The sequence below is a fragment of the Pseudoalteromonas aurantia genome, from assembly GCF_005886875.1.
Taxonomy (GTDB): Bacteria; Pseudomonadota; Gammaproteobacteria; order Enterobacterales; family Alteromonadaceae; genus Pseudoalteromonas; species Pseudoalteromonas aurantia_A.
The window spans coordinates 44042-62040 of record NZ_PNBY01000046.1 but is presented as its reverse complement, the minus strand read 5'-3'; the positions used below and the strand labels follow the sequence as shown (position 1 = coordinate 62040).

The following is a 17999-nucleotide window of genomic DNA, read 5'->3' as shown; positions in this document are numbered from 1 at the left end:
AATATGTTAACGCCAATCACCCTATCTAGCAGTAAAGTTACGTTAGAGCCCATCGCTCAAAAACACCTGGCAGAGTTATTTGTCGCAGGACAAGACCCAAGTATTTGGCGTTGGGTACCAACAAATTACTGTTTATCTGAAGCAACCTTGCAAACATGGTTAGAAACCACTGCAAAATTTGATGAAGAGCAACAACTTACATTTGCCATTATTGATAATGAAAGTCATCGTGTTGTCGGTACAACGCGCCTTTTTCTACTTGATAAACACAATCTCAGTGCAGAAGTTGGTCATACATTTATTGGTGTACCATGGCAAAGAAGTTATGTTAATAGTCATGCTAAACACTTAATTTTGAATTACGCCTTTGAACAGCTAAAACTTGTACGTGTTACTATTTGCACGAACGAAAAAAATGAGAAATCACGTAATGCGATTATCAGAATAGGAGCACAATTTGAAGGCATAGCCTACAAAAATCGCCGCGCGCCTAATGGCTCATTTCGTAACAGCGCAATACACAGCATCACTGATACGCTGTGGCCAAGTGTCAAACAACGTTTGGAGCACTTTTTATGAGTTATCCGCCAAAACCCTTTACACATATCCCAGAGTCACAGCTATTCGAACTGATTACGCAATATCCACTGGCAACGATCCTAAGCTGCTCATCTACCGAAACACTGGGCCACGTGTGCCAAGTACCTATGTTATTTGACCGTGATACCGGCACTTTTATTGGCCATATCGCAGCAAATAACCCCCTTGTTCGACAGGAAAATAACACAATAAAATTGCTGTTTAATGGCCCAAATGCATATTTATCCCCCAATCATTGTAACAATGACATATTACCGAGCTGGCTCTATGCGAACGTCGAAGTCACGGGAAAATTAGAATTAATCACAGAACATTCTGAGCAAGTAGCAACAATGATCCAGTTAACAAACCACTTTGAACAGGGTTTTGATACACCTTGGCAAATGAATAAACTCAATGACAAAATGATCAACGCGATGTTTAAACAAATTCGTTTTTTACGTATCACGGCATCGCAGTACAAAGGGAATTTTAAACTCAGTCAAAACAAACCAATGCGGATCCGTGAACAAGCTATTGCTAGTTTACAAGATGAAGGAAAAACAAGCATAGCGCAACTCATGCTGAAATCATTGACTCATAAATAATTTGATAAAACAGTGCTTCATGATCACACGTATGGAAATAGTAACAACACCAAGCTAATTTATCGCACCAGCGATGAGCAATACCTAAATAAAGCAATGACCTTGAGTACCCATTAAACCACATTGATGCGATAACAGACGTTAGTTATTTGACATCCTAAGTTATACGCATTGATGCTTTTAAACACAAAAAACACCTATGCGTCGCATAATACAAATATAGTGTGCAACGACACTTGCAGATTGCGTAAAATCATTTACAAACAATACTCTTTCGTAGAGCCTACAAACTAGGCTCTACGAAAAAACGCCTTATGAAAAGATATAAATAACTGAATTGACGTTATTTAAACAACGCGACACCCCCGAAGCTCTAATAGCTCTAGCCCAGCCTTTATTTAATGACACACCACTTGCCTCTCAATACGGAATACAAAGTTAATGCTACTGATTAGTAACTTTTAGGAGTCTCTTATGACACGAACATTCACTAAAACCTTACTACAGTGTGCTGTAATATGTGCCATATCAGTCAGCACCGGTACTTTAGCATCAGACGGTAGCGGCTGTTTGTCAGGGTTAATAGCTATTGATCGTACCAGCAATAGCGAACAAGAAAGTTTGTATCATTTAGACACAACGAATCAAACATATGCGCTGATATCAGGCACAACCACAGCGGTTAGCAATGTTGCCAGCTTTGGTAACACCATATACATGATGGAAAAAGTAAACAGTAACACTAGAGCGTCAAAACTGTATGCATTTGACTTATCAACAGGCCAACAGCGCACTTTAGCAGATACGACCTCGTATACGATTAAGCGTTCTGCAATGTCCCCTGATGGCAGCTATTTGCTCGCGACCAGTCAAACTTATATGTATCAGTTTGATGTTGCGACTGGTGTAAAAGCCGTGATGGGAAAAATGCTAGCTGATGATGCCAGCTATGCCGATTTTAAACATGGCGATATTGCATATTCGAGCGATGGCAACATTGTGTATGTATTAAATGCAAAATCACTGTATATGCTCAATGAAAACGACATGACATTAGACAAAATAGGAGAGCATGGACTTAATTGGACGTCTGGCTTAGCAGTTGGTAATGACGACACTCTCTACGTTTCAGCACGCAACCCCAATGAAAATGCACAGATATATTCTCTTGATGCTAATACAGCACAAGCGACATATGTGATGGATGGACCCAGGCATATGGCTGACTTAACCTATGTGAGTGAATGCGGTAATAACCTTTTAAGTATCGATAATTTATATCTCGACGGAGTAATTGCCGCTCACAATTTTTACCTTGAAAAAGAATTTACGGGCGAAATCGCCAATGCTGAAGGCTTTAGAGATGGCTCGTTCAATTTTAACGCTGCAGGTTTCCCTGTAGAGTCAAAAGACCAAGGTGGTAACCACAATACAATCACTAAACATCCTAATGCAAACCGCTGTGCGAGAATGTGGAATAATTTTTTAGATCACAAATATACACTTAACCAAAGTGGTGCGGGAGGCAAAAGAGAAGATGGTTCAACGAAATGGTATTATTCAACTGTAGATGGTGACTTTAAAGTCGTCAGTGCGCAAAATGGTTTATGTACATACAGTCTAAGTGACGATGAATCTATGCGACTTGTGTATGATTCAACTACCGGCGATGTATCTATTGTTCGAGACTAGATATCCAGGCCACAGTAAAATACTACTGTGGCCATTATCCAGATATTTCACTCAACATTTGTTCCCTTCTATTGTATGCTTGCCCCACCATAATTTTAGGGTAAGAGTATGAAACTAGACATCTTATTGCAATCTTTGACAGACAATCCTGAGTCAGTCTCTTTCACACAAACTATGGAAGTGATAGACAGCTTATACCAATTTACAGCTACTTCTTTCAAAAACAGTGGTGTGCACAATGAAGCAGGTACAAATTCAGGATCATGTAAGATTTTTTCATTTGCCCAATTGCATAACTTAACAAAACAACAAACACTACATTGCTTTGGCGACTACTACCGACAAGATGTGCTGGCGCACCCAGGTGAAAATGACCATCAAAACATCCGCGCATTTTTGGCAAATCGAAATGGCCTAGAGGAAGTCCATTTTGATACCGTGCCTCTGACTGAAAGTGGCAAATAGCATTACGTTAAAGCGTATTACAACCCAAATTGCATCGCGCCAGTATACAAACTACCTGGTACTGTGCTTGTTTGCCAAATACAGTACTTGGTATGCCCATTGTGGTCTATTTGGTAAATGGGGCATCCACACTGACTGCAAAATGCATGTTCAAATGCGTCTCCAACCTTTTTCACATATCGATGTATCATTTTATTGGGGTCGATCGTCAATCCTACCGCATTAACAAAACGCAAATTATCGTGCTCGCTTTGCAGTGGTGCATACTCTGAAAATACCTGGTATGTCACTTCTCCACAAAAACACTGCTGCTCAATCATACTGACTCCTTGATATTTTGTTGCGTTAAGTAACCATTATATTTATGCTATAAAGAAAATATAGAGGCAATAAAGAAAGCACCTTTTTCTTTAAAGGAAATAGTAAGGGCTGTTATGAGACGAGAATGGGACAAATACCATCTACTGAATGTATTCTATCAAGTGGTCGAAAAAGGATCTTTTTCAAAAGCAGCTGTTCATCTTAATTTACCTAACTCTTCTGTCAGTAAAGCAGTATCACAACTAGAGAGCCACTTAGGTAAAACATTATTACTGCGCACCACCCGTGCCCTTTCAGTTACCGATGAAGGAGCAATTGTCTACAAACGTGCACAAGTTCTACTTGAGGGGTTTAGATCATTAGAAGAAGAACTTGAAGAGCTCGATAGCACGCCAAAAGGCAAGCTACGTATAACCTTTCCAAATACACTCGGCCGGATGCTTTTTAGTCAAATTTGTAATGACTTCCTCAAAGCCTATCCTGACTTTGAATTAGAACTCATTTTTACCGCATCAAACTTAGACTTAATAGAAGAAAATATAGATATTGCATTTCGCACGTGGAAAACTTTGCCTAATAGCTCACTTTATAGTATGAGCTTACTGAAAATTAAATTACTGTTTGTGGCGTCACCTGACTATTTAGCACGTTGCGGTACGCCCGTAAGCTTAGAATGTTTAGCTCATCACAATGTACTCGTTACCCGTCACTCAACCCTCGAAAACGCTTGGTCACAAGATGATGGCACTCAGCATACCTTTAGCGGTAATTTAATTGCAAATAACCGATTTCATATCAGAGAGGCGGTATTAGCGGGGGTTGGGGTTGGTATGCTACCCTCATATTTTTGTCAAAAAGACATTAACTCGGGTGGTTTTGTGGAGTTATTACCAGAATTAAAGCGGGGTCAAAAAACGCTCGGAGCAATTTACCGCATAAAACGGGATAGCTCTAAAAAGCTAGACACCTTTTTAAGCTTTGTGGAACAGCGCTTAGCCTTATTAGAGCTTTAATAAAAGGCCGACATATAAATCAATAATATGCCGGCGTAAATATTATAAAGCTATGTAATTTATCAAGTTATTTAACTGCTCTTTGTGCCCGTGCTTGATGTAGCTTTTTATAACTATCAATTAAGCGTAAGTGCTTATCAAGCCCTTCAAGGGCCATATTTGTTGGCGTCAAGCCATAAAACTTCACATCGCCAGAGACTGAACCGATGGCATTTTCAATGACGTCTTGTCCAAACATTCTGGTAAAGTTGCCTTCAAAGTGCGCTAATTCAAGTTCGTCATCAAGACTCACTTCAAGTACCGCATGAACCGCTTGATAAAATAATCCACGTGCCACGGTGTTATCGTTATATTGTAAGAACGAATCAACCAGCTCAATGGCCTCTTCTAATTCGCCAAGTGCTAAGTAAATAAGTGTTTTAAGCTCTAATATGGTGACTTGCCCCCAGACCGTATTCTCATCGAACTCAACGCCAATTAAAGTGCGAATATCAATATAATTATCGAGTTGGCTTTCCTCTAAACGTTCAACCAAATCCGCTAGCGCATCGTCATCAAGTGTATGTAAATTCAATATGTCTTCACGGTACTGCAATGCTTTATTGGTGTTATCCCAAATTAAGTCTTCAACCGGGTAAACTTCTGAGTAATCAGGCACTAGAATACGACACGCTACGCCTAAGTCTGAAAACTCTGCCACATACGCTTCTTTACCCAGCGTTTTCAAAATGCCAAACAATTGCTCACACTCTTGCTCGTTTGAACCAGAGAAATCCCACTCAACAAACGCATAATCATATTTAGTACTGAAAAAGCGCCATGAGATCACCCCAGTAGAGTCAATAAAGTGGTCAACAAAGTTTTCTGGCTCTGCGACTGCCATACTGTTAAAGGTTGGCTTTGGTACATCGTTCAGACCTTCAAAGCTACGCCCTTGTAATAACTCAGTTAAACTACGCTCAAGCGCAATTTCAAAGCTAGGGTGAGCACCAAATGAAGCAAATACACCGCCTGTTTTTGGGTTCATTAGCGTTACACACATGACCGGGAACTGCCCACCTAACGAGGCGTCTTTAACAACAACCGGGAAGCCTTGTGCTTCAAGCCCTTCGATGCCCTCTAAAATCCCCGGGAACTTTTCAATAACCGAACGAGGTACATCAGGTAACACAATTTCTTGTTCAATGATCTGTCTTTTAACCGCACGCTCAAATATTTCAGATAAACACTGTACTTTGGCTTCTTCAAAGTTATTACCCGCACTCATCCCATTACTTAAGAACAAGTTCTCAATTAAGTTTGATGGAAAGTATACCGTTTCACCATCTGATTGACGTACGTACGGTATTGAGCAAATACCACGCGCTACATTACCCGAATTGGTGTCAATTAAGTGAGAGCCTCGCAGCTCCCCGTCAGGGTTATAAATGTCTAAACAATACTCATCAAGTATCTCTGCCGGTAACGCATCGCTTTCGTCTGGCTTAAACCACTTTTCGTTGGGGTAATGTACAAACTCACTGTTTGCAATATCTTGGCCCAAATATTGGTCATTATAGAAAAAGTTACAGTTTAAGCGTTCGATAAACTCCCCTAACGCTGAGCATAATGCACTTTCTTTTGTTGACCCTTTACCATTGGTAAAACACATCGGAGAAGCTGCATCGCGAATGTGTAAAGACCACACATGTGGGATGATGTTGCGCCACGATGAAATCTCAATTTTCATGCCTAGCTCAGCTAAAATACCAGTCATGTCTGCAATAGTTTGCTCAAGGGGTAAGTCTTTACCCGCAATAAACGTGCTAGACCCATTATCAGCTTGCGTCATAAGCATAGCTTGCGCATCTTCATCTAAGTTCTCAACCGTGTCGATTTTAAACTCAGGGCCAGTTTGTACTACTTTTTTAACCGTACAGCGCTCAATTGAGCGTAGAATACCTTCACGGTTTTTATCTGAGATACTTTCAGGTAACTCAACTTGAATTTGAAAAATTTGGTTGTAGCGATCTTCAGGATCAACAATGTTGTTTTGCGACAAACGAATACCGTCTGTCGGAATATCACGGGCTACACAATATACTTTAACAAAGTAAGCCGCACACAATGCAGAAGACGCTAAAAAGTAATCAAATGGGCTAGGTGCTGAGCCATCACCTTTATATCGAATTGGTTGATCGGCAACAACTGTAAAGTCATCAAACTTAGCTTCAAGTCTCAGGTTATCGAGAAAATTAACTTTAATTTCCATTGAGGTATTCCACGTTTGGTGTTGCGCGCGACGTAACGTATATCATGTTAAAACATAGACACACACAGCCTGCGAGCAAGCAAATCTAAATTAACGTAATTATCGACTTTTTCGCGGCAATAGTCTTGGGTTAATTGCCAATCGCGGCAGAAATAAATTACTTTTTTCCTGAGCGCGTTGAAATGCGGTAGATCTAAGCGCCTCTTCGCACTAAAAATACCGCAACTTGAAACCCGTTAAGCTTACTCACACACCTTCAAGGTTTCATTATACCTACCACCGCTGTCTAAACATCCGTCCATTTGCCAAAAATCACCGTAATAACTACTTCCTATTAATACAAAACTCACCAGCAAGCCAAATAACCCAGCCCTTTTTAGATTAGTTTTTTTATATACAATGGCACTCATTAAGACACTTACCGACAACACGAACAACAGCACACTACTAATTACAATTGCCATAACAACACTACTTTCTAGTTTGCTTTTTTCAAAGAAGTCGCATTTTACGCTGATATATTTAATTAACTCTGAACCAGTGAACATAAAACCAGCATCAACAATTTGGTGCAAAGTAGCGCGCGAGAGAAAAGCAGATATTTGAGAAGAAAAGTGACCGAGTTCAAGAGATCAAGAGATCAAACATATATCACCGGCAACAGTATTGGTAACGACTTAGAGTCAGTCAATAAAACCGCAAACCCTTTAAAGGCAGCTCTACCACCTTTAAAGATCACCGATTGGCACACTACTGTTGCCAATATCCTGATCCCTGACGGCACACTGACGGATGTTGACAGCCATTTTGAACAACCAGAAGAACTCACTGTAGAAACCGTTCAAATTCAGCTAAATACTGATCATACAAACAACCGAGATGTTGCCGTAGAGCTCATATCTCCATCAGGGACACGTAGTGTAGTCATGACACCGCGTACTGGGACTATTTTTGGTCGTTCAGGTTTTACCGAAACTCAAATACTGTCTCATAACTTCTATGGCGAGTCAGCTAACGGCTTATGGACGTTACGCCTCATTGATACGCAAGGCCAAAATGAAAATTCACCTTTAGTCTTTCAGCATCAGGCAAGCCTAACGTACACTTTACACATAGAAATAACCAAGAAGATGGCACACTTACTTCTTGGAAAATCCGTTTCATCGGTCATAAATAGGAGATAAATTATGAAAGCATTATTAATCCCAGCGCTCGTTTTTATGGCACAAGTAACAGCAGAGGAAATCTTGATTGCAGAGCCTGTGCAATTATCGAATCACACATTCCTTTCAAACGGCCAATCTTTTGCAAAAGGTGAAGGAACAGTTCTATCCCCTGCACTTTACGTTGGCGACCAAGTAGCAGAGCTTAATTCTCATGAGACGTATACATTAACCGGTGAAGTTGTGGCTAAACTGCCAACCTATGTCGTTGCTCAGAAAATCGCTGACTCATTAGGACTTTCGTTGATTTATACGTAAGAACAACACGCAATTTTCAAAATAGAAGACCAAACAATGGATCTATCGCTTGTGCTTACTCAAGTTCAAAACCTTGATAGTGTTATATCAGCGCAACTTGGCATGAAGCCAGATGCAGTAGAAACAGAGTAATAAACGCGTGAGAATATGTATTAGCACATAGCGCTGATACATATTCTCTAAATAACCTTATTCACAAATTCACCTAAATGCATATCAAACGTATCAGCCAACTAAATATTCATGGTGTTCCCAAAAAGTATTTCGCTGACCAATTTCAAAACTCATACCATATTAAGTACAGATATTTGCGTATTATCCTTATGTGTAGACAAGCACTAAGCACTAAATATAAATAATATGCTAAAAAGAAAAAAGGCCGCAAAAGCGGCCAAACACATCATGGGTAGTGATGAGGGATAAGTGTGAAAACAAAGCCAGTTTACCTGTCTGATAATAAAATAAAATCATATTATTACAGTTAATAACATCGAAAAATACGAAGTGTTATTATTCAATAAACGCACTTATGTTGTTAACCCCTCATAAGCCCATTTACTTGCTGCTCATGACTACAGGCTCTATATCGCTTAAAGGTGCAGCTTTTATACATAATTTATACACTGCAGGCACAAAGAAAAAAGACAACACCGTCGTCAATACTGTACCACCCGCTATCGCAACAGCAAAGGGCGGCCAGAAGCCACCTCCAGCCAAAATTAGAGGCATAAACCCACCAACTGTCGTAATGGTCGTAGAACTAATATGGCGCGTACAGGTCATCACACTGTGCACCACTTTTTGCACATCGCTACCAGCATTATTGGCTTTTAACTCAGATAAAATAACGATTGCCGCGTTAATGGCTAATCCCATTAAGCCTAACAATGCAATGATCACGGTAAAACCAAACGGATAGCCTGCAATATACACACTCAATAAGCCAAGCAGAGCTGACTGTACCGCCGTCACGAGTATGACCAACGTTGTAGTGAAAGAGTTAAACGTTAATACTAATATAGTAATAAGCAGCACCGCGATAACCCCTACTTGCCCCAGTAATACGCCAACAGCTTCATCTCGTTGTTGTGACTCCCCGCCTATTTCAATACGGTACCCCGCCGGCAGTGTGTGCTGTACCGCTTGCAATTGTTGCTGGATTTCATTTAGTACTGCTTGTGGTAAGACGCCCGTCTCAAGAAAGGCTTCAACAACATTGACCCGTTCGCCATTGCGACGATGAATCGTACTTTGTTCAGGTTTTAAGTTAACTTGCGCAAATGTGCCTAACAACAATGGTTGAGCACTCATAAACTGAGTCGCGTATAAATCGTCTATTGAGTTACTCTGCGCTTGTGAAGTACGCAACCTAACAGGTACTGTTTCTGTTTTCTCAAGAAGCGATGCCACAACGACCCCTTCTAACTGGGCTTGGAGTACAGTCGCAATATCGGTTAACTTCACACCAGTGTGGCTTAGGAGAGACTCATCTGCATTTAGCACTACCTTTGCACTGCCCGACTCCAAAGTCGTTCTTGTGTGTGTTATTTGCTGATGTGCAATGAGTTCTGAGCGCAAACTTTGCCCTATTTCACCTAATACCGATAAATTAGGCCCATAGACTCGCAATTCTATCGGCGCATTAAACGGCGGCCCTTGCTCTAGTTTGCGCACCAGTGTTTGCGCTTGAGGAAACTCTCTATCTAATCCATATTGCAGCTTTTTGATGAGTGTATTGGCTGTTTCAAAGTCTGTTACCTTCACCATAGCTTGTGCATAATTTTTTGCGCCTTTATCACGCTGCATTAAATTGTAATAGAACAAGGGGATATTATTACCAACCATCCAGTTTAATTGCTCTATTCCCTCATGCTCAAGGATAAATTCCGACATCTGCGCCACATTTCTTCGTGTCGCAGCAATACTACTATTAGCCGATAGCCTCACCTCAATATGAAACATGTCTCTATCAGCCGAGGGGAAAAACTGTTCCGTTAGTTGACTAGCACCAAAAAAACCAGCAATAGGGAGTATCATTACCACTAAAATGGTTCTTCTTGGGCGCTCAATAGCGAAATACAACAACGCTTTGAAGCGCTCAGAGAGACGCGGTAAACAAATACCATTATGAAATATGCCCTGCTGGTTCTTGTCAGGCAGAAACCGCCCCGCAAAAACTGCAATAAGTGAGTGAGAGATGACATAAGAACCCACTAAAGCAAAAATAACGCTCAACGCTATTCCGCCAACAAATTCACCTGATTGTCCCGGCATAAGTACTATGGGCGCAAAGGCTAAAATAGTTGTCAAAGTGGAACTCAGTAGAGGTAGCCAGAAATGATTGACCGCTTTTTCCACTGCCTTTAAAGCCGTCATTCCCTGTTGTCGGAAACGTGCAATTGAGTCAGTGATAACAATCGCATTATCTACCATGATCCCCAGTGCTACCACTAATCCAGTCACTGACATTTGATGAATAGGTAACCCATACATATTCATACAACCAAGCGTAAACAACACCGTTAACGGTAATGCGATGCCAACAATAACGGCCGCTTTAAACCCCAAAGTTAATAACAATACGGTGAGGATCAGTACGAACCCAACGGCAATATTCTCAATTAATTCACCGAGCCGCGCTTCGGTATAGACTTTTTGATCAAATACATTGTGTAAATTAATGCTATTAGGCAGCGATTTTTCAAAACGATCTAAACTATCGTCAATCATTTCTGACCAACGATCTACCCGAAAATCGGGCTGCATTCTTATTCCTAAAAAAATCCCTTGCTGACCATTAACCAGTGCTATTTCCCTGCGAGGTGAGCGCACCTCTCGACTAACCGTTGCCACATCAGCCAATACAAATTGTGCAATATCATCATTACTAGACAGTGGGATCGCCGCAATACGTGCCAATGAGTCAAACGTACCACTTAATTCAATCTGCAAGTGCGCTTGACTATTGATCAATGCCCCCGCGGCTACTTTTGGGTCTGCGCCTCGAATAGCATCAGCGATGTGCTGCAACGACACACCTGCGATTGCCGCTTTGTCTGTATCGTAGGTAACTCTGATCTCCTCTTCAATTCCTCCGAATAAATGCACAACCTCAACACCAGAGGTATTGGTAAGCTGGTTTTTTAACTCTTTCGCATAGCGATTCAAGCTCATTAACGACGATTGACTCTCCTTACCAGTAATGGCAACAATTTTGGTATAAGCGTAACCTCTATCGTCTTCAAGCACAGGTAAACTCGCCTGCTCAGGTAGCTGAGATTGCGCATCGGCGAGCAAATCCCGTAACCTGGACCATACCGGGATCACCTCTGTCACTTCATCTTTTAATTCAATGCTGATAACCGATATACCAGCACGCGACATGCCAATCATATTTTTTATTTCGGCTTGAGACTTAAGCTTTAGCTCCAGCTTTTCAGTTACTTGAGCTTCAACACGGCTTGCTGTTGCGCCGGGCAAATAAGTGGAAATAATGGCAAATCGATTAATGATCCTGGGGTCTTCGCTACGCGGTAAATTATTCAGCGCTGAAAAGCCAGTCACAATCAGCAGTGCAATCACTAACGCTTGCAATCGACCGTTGGAAAATAAAAACGGCATACTACAAACTCCGGCTACTAAGCGTTTGAACGACTTCTACCTTAATATCCGCAGCTACTTTGTGTAATCCATTCGCCACAATCACAGGATGCTCACTCAATGCCCCACTCACATAGGCATATTCTCCATCGGTATAGTGCACATTTACCCCAATTGAGTTTATTGTTTGATCTTTTACACCATATACTTGCCAAGTACCTCGTACTCCGTCTGTTAAAGCGCTCAGTGGGATCCAAAAACCAGGTTGTTCTGTAAAAGTGGTTATGACCATACGTGCAAGTTCACCTGCATAAACCCGCGCGTCGTCTGGCAATTCAAAGCGCATCATCAAGGTACGCGATAAGCTATCAACTTGTGCACCACGGCTCAATAATTTTGCGCGGTATTGTTCTTGTGATACGGCAACCGTCATAGTGTCATTAATCGAGTGTTGTAAAGACATAGGCACGCCTAAAACAACTTGAGATTTGTTCTGTTCGAATAACGTCACCATCGTCTTACTAGGACTTGCAATTTCCCCCAAATGTACATGCCTTTGCGCTATCAATCCTGAAAACGGAGCTATTAATTGTGACTTGTTCAGTCTAATTGCTACAGACTGTAAATTAGCATCCAATAACGCATGTTCAGCTGAAATAACTTCAATTTTTGTAGTCAATTCATCAAGTTGCTGGGCTGCCGAATAATTCTTTTTACTCAGTTTCTCAAATCGTTTTTGCTCTATTTTCGCCAATTTTAATTGCGCATAGAGCTTTGCTTTCTCTGCTTCCAATTGCAACTTTTCAATTTCAAGGAGCTGGGTGTCTTGGGTGGCGATCACTTGCCCTGCATCAACCCAATCACCTTGATCAAAGTGTATCGATTGAACCTTACCTGAAAACTCGAAGCTCAAACTTGCTTCATGTTGCTTAATGACTTTGCCCGTCACGGCGCGCATTTGTGTATAACCTGGCTCAAGTTTTAAAGTATATGCCGCGATAGGCAGTGACTTTTTTTCATCCGCCGCAACAACATAGCTGCACCATAAAACATTAAGTAAGAGAACGAGTAACTTCACTGTGGTTCCTTGTTGTATCAAAATGACCGTTTAAAGACTCAACGCCCACGATAGGCATAAATTTATGCTTAATGTAATTAGCTCGAACGGCCTTATTGAGAACTGTCCAACATCATTTTAGCAATATCACCTACACGTAAAAACGGTAACTGTCGCACTTTTAACTCTTTTAAGTGTGCTTTATTAGGATAAGAATAATAACTTTCAGTAGCACTAGAGTGCGGTGAAAGTGTATTCAAGTCATCAGATAACAATGCCATTACTTGCGGATAAAATACAGTGAATTGATCGCATACAGTACGATCTAATTGCAGTAAACTGCTTGGCTCATGGCACTCGATAGCACATTGCGCAATTAATGGGCCCGCATCTATTTCTGTATTCGTCACCCAATGTGCTGACAAGCCATATTTTTGTTCATTATATAAATAACTAAACAATATAGGGAACAAACCTCTACAACTTGGCAAAAATGCTGGATGGAAATTCACAACCCCAATTTTCGGGGCCTCTATCATTACCTCATGTAAAATCTGATCAAAATAAAATATGGATAATAAATCTATATGCTGGCGCTTTACCTCAGCCACAGCTTCTTTTGAATTAATATCTTTCACTTTAATACAGAGTATCTGATATTCAGCACACACTTGCTCAATACTAGGTAAAGGCTTTTTACCAAACACCTTCGCAACAAAACGCATAATCGGCATTGCGGTCATCTTAATACACAAGTAATTGACAAACCCCATACCGCGCAATCGTAAATTACGAGCAAACTGAGTAAAAAAACCACCATTTTTTTGGGAGTATGGATCACTTAATATTACTAACTTTATATCGCGATGGTAACGGCGCAATACCGTTACCATCGCGTTTTGAGTTGCAACATTTTCTATATTAGAAAGTGCAATTCGCATTTTTATACCATTACCAAAGGTTGATTATCGTAATATGCGGCCAGTGGCGCTAACATACTGTGCTTAGCAGGCGGGTGAAAATTAAAAGCGTGTATTGTCTGCGCTATACTTGAGAAATAGTTATCACCAATATAATTAAGACCCCCGACTTTTTCCATTACCTGTGCAGTAACTTGCGTTAGCACCTCTTGTAAATGATAGCGACAGGCTAACACTTGCGATAATGTATCTTGCGTTTGATCATGCATATCATACGTAATTGCTTTTAGTGCAAGCGCCCCCGTATCAAGCTTGATATAAGCTGCCACGGTCTCTTGATCACACAAGCGCCCACGCTTTTTCGCTTCGTCCACAAGCCCGTACACCATGCCTAGATACGATGCAGTTGTCAGTAACTCAAACCACACAAAGCCACAAATATGCGCGTGATAAGCCATGTTCTCATCGACATTAACAAGCATACTATGAGGTACATACACCTCATTTAGCTTTACCGCTTCACTTTGACTGGCTTTGAGAAAGTTTGCGTCCCAAAACTGCTCTACATTAACGCCGTCATTCTCTTTATGAATGAGTGCAACCGCAAAATAAGGGTCTGTGTCTTCAGGTTCAACACGTACACTCGCCGTTAATAAGTCCATATCATGGGCTAAACTACAGGGCTTTTTAGTGCCCGTTACAATAAACCCTTTTCCACTTGGTTTAGCAATGATCTGGCTTTTAAGGATACTTTTAGACGTATTGCCTTCACTAAACGCCGATGACACCAACAAATCATTTTTAGCAATTGCCTCTAATAAGAGCGACTCTAAACCGGTACTGGTTTTAGCCATTTCTTGCAATGTTGCAATAGAAAACTGATGCATACCCGCACCAATGGCCAAAGACGGAGACAATGCCCCTAACCCAAGCTGAACCAAAACACCTTGCCACGGGGTTAACTCGAGGCCTCCATAACACTTTTTAACCATTAAGCGACAACCACCACTGTCTTTAAACCAACTGATGACAGGACTATGCTCAGCTTCGTTATCACTAAAATTTTGCGACGCTAATTTCTCTTTCAACCCGGGCAAGAAATTGTCTAAGCTCGCGTAAGCATCTGTTAAAATCATTACGCAGGTTCACCTTCTGTTTCAGCAATAAATAGCTCGGTCAGCATGTTATTTATATTGTTGGTAATCGCCGTTTCCGCAATCGGCTCAAGAATATCTGCGAGAGTGGGGATCCCCATACAAAAAGACGCCTCAAAGCAAACTTTAGCACGATTTGAAGACAGGGCCTCCACGATCCAACGACCATAGAACTCTTCCGCATCACCTTCAAGCTGATTAAAATCTATCGTAAGTTCTTGGTCATTAAAAATGTCTTTTTCACGCCAACACATTTCACCATCATGAAAATGGACTTTCCACGTTGAGTCACTCTGCGTATCAGATATTTTGTTCACATCAATACTGATCACAGCTGCACAGTGTTTTTCAAACTGTTTCAAATCAGAAATCGTTTTATAAGCTTGCTCTGCAGATACAGGTAATTGTTTTTCAATAGTGACGCGTCTCATGATGTTTGCTCCATAGCAGTTAATGACGAAAAGGCGGCAGCACATGCCGTGGTTAATTGTTTAATCTGAGAATGACTTAGCAAAGCACTCGGCGTTAGTCGCACGGTCGTGGCATTACTCAGCGAATGACTGGTAATAACTTTGTGTTGTAATAATGATAAAGTGAGTTGCCCTGCGCGCGCTGGGGTTTGTGCATCAAGGCCTATCAATAAGCCTTTGCCTCTTACGATGATACCCGCAGGTTCTGCAAGCGACGTGAGCTTTTCAACAATGACTTCACCGATTGCTTTTGCCTTTTCTGAAATACTATCCCGAGCCAGTATCTCTAGCGTTTTAATTGCTGCTGCTAAAGCAATGGGAGACCCCCCAAAGGTGCTGCTGTGCAACATGAAATCTTTATTAATAGGCTCAAATGCGGCCGCAGTCGCGACCACTGCAGCGCAAGGTACAACCCCGCCACTTAGCCCCTTCCCTACCAGCATAATATCCGGTGTCACCTGATAGGCGTCTATCGCCCAATCATATCCAGTTCTGGCCAAACCCGACTGGATCTCATCGGCAATAAACAGCCCGCTGTTCTCTTTACATAGCTCACTGACTAAGCGCACAAATTCAACTGATAACGGATAAACACCGCCTTCACCTTGCACAGGTTCAAGAATAACTGCATAGGTATCTTGGCTATTTTCAAAACAACTAGACAGCGCTGTCACATCGTCGCGCTCAATAAAAATAACATCATCAAACAAAGGCTCAAATGGCGCTCTAAAAGCCGCTCGATGTGTCACACTTAATGCACCTAACGTTTTGCCATGATAACTCCCAGTGAGTGCTATTATTTTATTGCAGCCATTCGCTCGGGCCAGCTTTAAAGCCAGCTCTGTAGACTCTGCACCAGAGTTTGTAAAAAAAGTATATTCTAATGACGCAGGGCTAAAATCAGCTAACTTTTGACTCGCAATCGCTAGTGTTTGATTTACCAAGGTCCTGCTACTCATTGGTAGCTTATTGAGCTGCTCAGTGACACTGTGTATCACTTCAGGGTGACGGTGGCCCAAAATAAAGACGCCAAACCCACCACAATCTAAGTACGTTTCACCTTGGGTATCGACAACTTCACAGCCTTGAGCACAATGTTCGATCGGTAAATTCATCATACTCGATAGCCGTGCTTTTGAACGATTGCTATGAGACTTTAATGCCTTCAGCGTTTCCTCTTTCATTACACCTCCTCGGCAACTAACAGCTCACTGAGAGGATGGATATCATCAAATGCAGCGATGTTCTTTACCATTACCTCAGGAATATCGAATGGCTCTGGGCCCTGATCATAGGCACCGAGTTTTTCAAGATCGGAACTAAAGCCCTCACTCATATCTAGGTATTTTAAATAAATTGAGGTTTCTTCAAACATACGTTTATATCGACGGGGCAGCGCAGGTAAAAATACCGGCTTTATCAGCCGGTCGAATGTGGTTGGATTGATCAATTTAGGCGGCTTAAATTTCACTTGATAGCGCTCAAAGTAATCTGGGTTAGTACCAATTGTTAACATTTGACCTAAGGTGCTAGCGTCATCGCCTGCGGTTAACCAAAACTCACCAGATAGGTTGTTATCAACAACAGTTAAAATACCACTGGCCACTGTATCTCTGGGAATAACATCCACTAAGGTACTGGCATCGCCCGGTACAACAGGAATAACCTCTTTTGTGGCTAGTTTAAGCATATTATGCATACCTTGTTTTTTGGGCATAATACCTTTGATGCTATCGCCAATAATGACTGATGGTCGGATCACGGTCACATCATCATCCAACGATGATTCCGCTAATTTCTTACTGTGTTCATAATTATTAAATGCATGACCATTTCTCCCTTGCACAAATGCAGTGCTGATATAAATTAATTTAGCATTGAGCTTATTTGCCAGCACTTTAGCATGCTGCAAGCCTGCAATATTAATATCAGCCAACACATCAGCATCGGCGGTAAAGTCCGTTAACGCTGCACTGTGGATCAATACATCGATTTCATTTAATTGTGCAAGCTCGTGTGCACCTAAACCAAAATCAGGCTTGGAAATATCACCTTTTATTTGCTGACTAACGCCAGTTGGCAATGTACTAAAGCGTTGTCGATTGACCAAAATAGACACTTGGTCATCCTCATTCAACTGCTCAAGAATAGATAGTCCAACAACTCCGGTTGCACCAGTAAGAAAAAAACGACGTGACATTACTGCTCCTTCAATCACATACTAAAATACGGTACCACTTGCAGTAAGCGATACGCTGCATATTTAATTGTGTATTTAAATTAGGGCCGTAATGATAATTGTTTACAGGAAGAAATAAAATAACTTTATTTACTAAATTTTCACAAATGTAATGAAAATGAATTAATTTAATTTGAGTTTCGACACAG

General features: G+C 41.2%; 17 protein-coding genes. 7 read left to right on the top strand and 10 right to left on the bottom strand.

Annotated features, from left to right (window positions below; genetic code table 11):
• Nucleotides 1–3 precede the first annotated feature (3 nt).
• The 4 genes from CWC18_RS10275 (at nucleotide 4) to CWC18_RS10260 (ending at nucleotide 3344) form a co-directional block, all read left to right on the top strand.
• Nucleotides 4–579, top strand: coding sequence for a GNAT family N-acetyltransferase (locus tag CWC18_RS10275; RefSeq protein ID WP_138592348.1), 576 nt, complete (start codon nucleotides 4–6; stop codon nucleotides 577–579).
• Nucleotides 576–1187 (top strand): FMN-binding negative transcriptional regulator, encoded by a 612-nt coding sequence (locus CWC18_RS10270; RefSeq protein WP_138592347.1) that lies wholly within the window; start codon nucleotides 576–578, stop codon nucleotides 1185–1187. The genes CWC18_RS10275 and CWC18_RS10270 overlap by 4 nt, the downstream gene beginning before the upstream one ends.
• A gap of 474 nt (nucleotides 1188–1661) precedes the next feature.
• Nucleotides 1662–2879, top strand: a complete 1218-nt coding sequence (locus CWC18_RS10265; RefSeq protein WP_138675213.1) for a lactonase family protein — start codon at nucleotides 1662–1664, stop codon at nucleotides 2877–2879.
• A gap of 108 nt (nucleotides 2880–2987) precedes the next feature.
• Nucleotides 2988–3344 carry a HopJ type III effector protein gene (locus CWC18_RS10260; protein WP_138592345.1) on the top strand — a complete coding sequence of 119 codons (357 nt, stop codon included), beginning with the start codon at nucleotides 2988–2990 and terminating at the stop codon, nucleotides 3342–3344.
• Between the two features lie 17 nt (nucleotides 3345–3361).
• Here the strand turns inward: CWC18_RS10260 and CWC18_RS10255 are convergent, their stop codons facing one another.
• Nucleotides 3362–3664 (bottom strand): hypothetical protein, encoded by a 303-nt coding sequence (locus tag CWC18_RS10255; protein ID WP_138592344.1) that lies wholly within the window; start codon nucleotides 3662–3664, stop codon nucleotides 3362–3364.
• A gap of 114 nt (nucleotides 3665–3778) precedes the next feature.
• Between CWC18_RS10255 and CWC18_RS10250 the strand changes: the two genes are divergently transcribed.
• Nucleotides 3779–4678 carry a LysR family transcriptional regulator gene (locus tag CWC18_RS10250; RefSeq protein ID WP_138675212.1) on the top strand — a complete coding sequence of 300 codons (900 nt, stop codon included), beginning with the start codon at nucleotides 3779–3781 and terminating at the stop codon, nucleotides 4676–4678.
• Nucleotides 4679–4745: 67 nt separating this feature from the next.
• Here the strand turns inward: CWC18_RS10250 and CWC18_RS10245 are convergent, their stop codons facing one another.
• Nucleotides 4746–6929, bottom strand: a complete 2184-nt coding sequence (locus CWC18_RS10245) for an OsmC domain/YcaO domain-containing protein (RefSeq protein ID WP_138675211.1) — start codon at nucleotides 6927–6929, stop codon at nucleotides 4746–4748.
• Nucleotides 6930–7171: 242 nt separating this feature from the next.
• Nucleotides 7172–7393 carry a hypothetical protein gene (locus CWC18_RS10240; protein WP_138592341.1) on the bottom strand — a complete coding sequence of 74 codons (222 nt, stop codon included), beginning with the start codon at nucleotides 7391–7393 and terminating at the stop codon, nucleotides 7172–7174.
• Between the two features lie 150 nt (nucleotides 7394–7543).
• Here CWC18_RS10240 and CWC18_RS10235 point away from each other — a divergent pair, with 150 nt between their 5' ends.
• A complete protein-coding gene (locus CWC18_RS10235; protein ID WP_249930098.1) occupies nucleotides 7544–8113 on the top strand; it encodes a proprotein convertase P-domain-containing protein in 570 nt (189 codons plus the stop codon).
• 3 nt (nucleotides 8114–8116) lie between these two features.
• Nucleotides 8117–8410, top strand: a complete 294-nt coding sequence (locus CWC18_RS10230) for a hypothetical protein (RefSeq protein ID WP_138592340.1) — start codon at nucleotides 8117–8119, stop codon at nucleotides 8408–8410.
• A 555-nt stretch (nucleotides 8411–8965) separates the two neighbouring features.
• Here CWC18_RS10230 and CWC18_RS10225 read toward each other — a convergent pair.
• From CWC18_RS10225 to CWC18_RS10195, 7 genes are all read right to left on the bottom strand, one after another.
• Nucleotides 8966–12031, bottom strand: a complete 3066-nt coding sequence (locus CWC18_RS10225; RefSeq protein ID WP_138675210.1) for an efflux RND transporter permease subunit — start codon at nucleotides 12029–12031, stop codon at nucleotides 8966–8968.
• 1 nt (nucleotide 12032) lies between these two features.
• Nucleotides 12033–13088 carry an efflux RND transporter periplasmic adaptor subunit gene (locus tag CWC18_RS10220; protein WP_138592338.1) on the bottom strand — a complete coding sequence of 352 codons (1056 nt, stop codon included), beginning with the start codon at nucleotides 13086–13088 and terminating at the stop codon, nucleotides 12033–12035.
• A gap of 92 nt (nucleotides 13089–13180) precedes the next feature.
• Complete coding sequence (locus tag CWC18_RS10215) at nucleotides 13181–14008, bottom strand: formyltransferase family protein (protein WP_138592337.1); 828 nt, start codon at nucleotides 14006–14008, stop codon at nucleotides 13181–13183.
• A gap of 2 nt (nucleotides 14009–14010) precedes the next feature.
• Complete coding sequence (locus tag CWC18_RS10210; protein WP_138592336.1) at nucleotides 14011–15123, bottom strand: acyl-CoA/acyl-ACP dehydrogenase; 1113 nt, start codon at nucleotides 15121–15123, stop codon at nucleotides 14011–14013.
• Nucleotides 15123–15572 carry a type II toxin-antitoxin system RatA family toxin gene (locus CWC18_RS10205; protein ID WP_171041081.1) on the bottom strand — a complete coding sequence of 150 codons (450 nt, stop codon included), beginning with the start codon at nucleotides 15570–15572 and terminating at the stop codon, nucleotides 15123–15125. Before CWC18_RS10205 ends, CWC18_RS10210 begins: the two co-directional genes overlap by 1 nt.
• Nucleotides 15569–16795 carry an aspartate aminotransferase family protein gene (locus CWC18_RS10200; RefSeq protein ID WP_138592334.1) on the bottom strand — a complete coding sequence of 409 codons (1227 nt, stop codon included), beginning with the start codon at nucleotides 16793–16795 and terminating at the stop codon, nucleotides 15569–15571. Before CWC18_RS10200 ends, CWC18_RS10205 begins: the two co-directional genes overlap by 4 nt.
• A complete protein-coding gene (locus CWC18_RS10195; RefSeq protein ID WP_138592333.1) occupies nucleotides 16795–17811 on the bottom strand; it encodes an SDR family oxidoreductase in 1017 nt (338 codons plus the stop codon). The genes CWC18_RS10200 and CWC18_RS10195 overlap by 1 nt, the downstream gene beginning before the upstream one ends.
• Nucleotides 17812–17999 lie beyond the last annotated feature (188 nt).

What these genes read in the sequence shown, in the direction of transcription:
- CWC18_RS10205 (WP_171041081.1), bottom strand. Translation starts at nt 15,572, where the DNA reads ATGAGACGCGTCACTATTGAAAAACAATTACCTGTATCTGCAGAGCAA.
- CWC18_RS10255 (WP_138592344.1), bottom strand. Translation starts at nt 3,664, where the DNA reads ATGATTGAGCAGCAGTGTTTTTGTGGAGAAGTGACATACCAGGTATTT.
- CWC18_RS10195 (WP_138592333.1), bottom strand. Translation starts at nt 17,811, where the DNA reads ATGTCACGTCGTTTTTTTCTTACTGGTGCAACCGGAGTTGTTGGACTA.
- CWC18_RS10230 (WP_138592340.1), top strand. Translation starts at nt 8,117, where the DNA reads ATGAAAGCATTATTAATCCCAGCGCTCGTTTTTATGGCACAAGTAACA.
- CWC18_RS10265 (WP_138675213.1), top strand. Translation starts at nt 1,662, where the DNA reads ATGACACGAACATTCACTAAAACCTTACTACAGTGTGCTGTAATATGT.
- CWC18_RS10200 (WP_138592334.1), bottom strand. Translation starts at nt 16,795, where the DNA reads ATGAAAGAGGAAACGCTGAAGGCATTAAAGTCTCATAGCAATCGTTCA.
- CWC18_RS10210 (WP_138592336.1), bottom strand. Translation starts at nt 15,123, where the DNA reads ATGATTTTAACAGATGCTTACGCGAGCTTAGACAATTTCTTGCCCGGG.
- CWC18_RS10270 (WP_138592347.1), top strand. Translation starts at nt 576, where the DNA reads ATGAGTTATCCGCCAAAACCCTTTACACATATCCCAGAGTCACAGCTA.
- CWC18_RS10240 (WP_138592341.1), bottom strand. Translation starts at nt 7,393, where the DNA reads ATGGCAATTGTAATTAGTAGTGTGCTGTTGTTCGTGTTGTCGGTAAGT.
- CWC18_RS10250 (WP_138675212.1), top strand. Translation starts at nt 3,779, where the DNA reads ATGAGACGAGAATGGGACAAATACCATCTACTGAATGTATTCTATCAA.
- CWC18_RS10275 (WP_138592348.1), top strand. Translation starts at nt 4, where the DNA reads ATGTTAACGCCAATCACCCTATCTAGCAGTAAAGTTACGTTAGAGCCC.
- CWC18_RS10225 (WP_138675210.1), bottom strand. Translation starts at nt 12,031, where the DNA reads ATGCCGTTTTTATTTTCCAACGGTCGATTGCAAGCGTTAGTGATTGCA.
- CWC18_RS10215 (WP_138592337.1), bottom strand. Translation starts at nt 14,008, where the DNA reads ATGCGAATTGCACTTTCTAATATAGAAAATGTTGCAACTCAAAACGCG.
- CWC18_RS10260 (WP_138592345.1), top strand. Translation starts at nt 2,988, where the DNA reads ATGAAACTAGACATCTTATTGCAATCTTTGACAGACAATCCTGAGTCA.
- CWC18_RS10245 (WP_138675211.1), bottom strand. Translation starts at nt 6,929, where the DNA reads ATGGAAATTAAAGTTAATTTTCTCGATAACCTGAGACTTGAAGCTAAG.